The sequence below is a fragment of the Clostridium sp. HBUAS56017 genome (assembly GCF_007115085.1).
Classification (GTDB): Bacteria; Bacillota; Clostridia; order Clostridiales; family Clostridiaceae; genus Clostridium; species Clostridium cibarium.
The window spans coordinates 20,361-21,329 of sequence record NZ_SULK01000036.1 but is presented as its reverse complement, the minus strand read 5'-3'; the positions used below and the strand labels follow the sequence as shown (position 1 = coordinate 21,329).

1 protein-coding gene and 1 tRNA gene are annotated in these 969 nt (G+C 30.2%); one reads left to right on the top strand and one right to left on the bottom strand.

What is annotated here, in order from left to right:
- Window positions 1–170: 170 nt before the first annotated feature.
- Window positions 171–848: a uracil-DNA glycosylase gene (locus FAY47_RS19160; protein ID WP_143318534.1), complete on the top strand. Its 678-nt coding sequence runs from the start codon at window positions 171–173 to the stop codon at window positions 846–848.
- 34 nt (window positions 849–882) lie between these two features.
- On the opposite strand, the gene FAY47_RS19155 is transcribed toward FAY47_RS19160, so the two are convergent.
- Window positions 883–958 (bottom strand) — tRNA-Phe (locus tag FAY47_RS19155).
- Between the last annotated feature and the right edge of the window lie 11 nt (window positions 959–969).

Below are 969 nucleotides of genomic sequence, written 5' to 3'. Positions count from 1 at the left end.
AATCAAATTTGCTTAAATATATAAAGTATTTCATATATTGATATGCTAGGATCAGTTTTTTTACTTTTTATGAATATTCTTTATACTATGAATCTTCATATAATTCTAAGCCAATTATATATGCAAATTATTATATTGATTTTATGGTATACTAAACATAGGTGATGTATATGAAACAAATATTAAAAAACACTTGGAATGAATTTTTAAAAGATGAATTTGAAAAAGACTACTATATTAAATTGCATAACTTCTTAGTTGAGGAATATAAGACTAAAACTATTTATCCAGATATGTATGATATTTTTAACGCGCTACATTATACTGACTATAATGATGTTAAAGTTGTAATATTAGGTCAGGATCCATATCATGGTCCAAATCAAGCCCACGGATTGAGTTTTTCAGTTAAACCTGGTATAGCTATTCCTCCATCTCTAAAAAATATATTCAAAGAACTACATAATGATGTAGGTTGCTATATCCCTAATAATGGTTACTTAAAGAAATGGGCAGACCAAGGAGTTTTACTTTTAAATACCGTTCTTACTGTTCAAGCAGGCAACGCTAATTCTCATAAAGGTAAGGGTTGGGAAGTGTTTACAGACAAAGTTATATCTGTACTAAATGAAAGAGATACCCCAATTGTGTTTATATTATGGGGCAACAATGCTATAAGTAAGAAAAAAATAATTACTAATAAGAAACACTATATTCTAGAATCTGTTCATCCTAGTCCTCTTTCAGCTTCTAGAGGTTTTTTGGGTAGTAAACCATTTTCTCAAACTAATAATATTTTGAATTCCTTAAACATTCCTACAATCGATTGGCAAATTGAAAATGTATAAAAAAAAGCACTAACAAATGTTAGTGCTTTTTTTCTGGTGGCTCGACCAGGAATCGAACCAGGGACACGAGGATTTTCAGTCCTCTGCTCTACCGACTGAGCTATCGAGCCACATTTACCTA

Coding starts and splice junctions, on each gene's coding strand:
- FAY47_RS19160 (WP_143318534.1), top strand. CDS start 171: ATGAAACAAATATTAAAAAACACTTGGAATGAATTTTTAAAAGATGAA.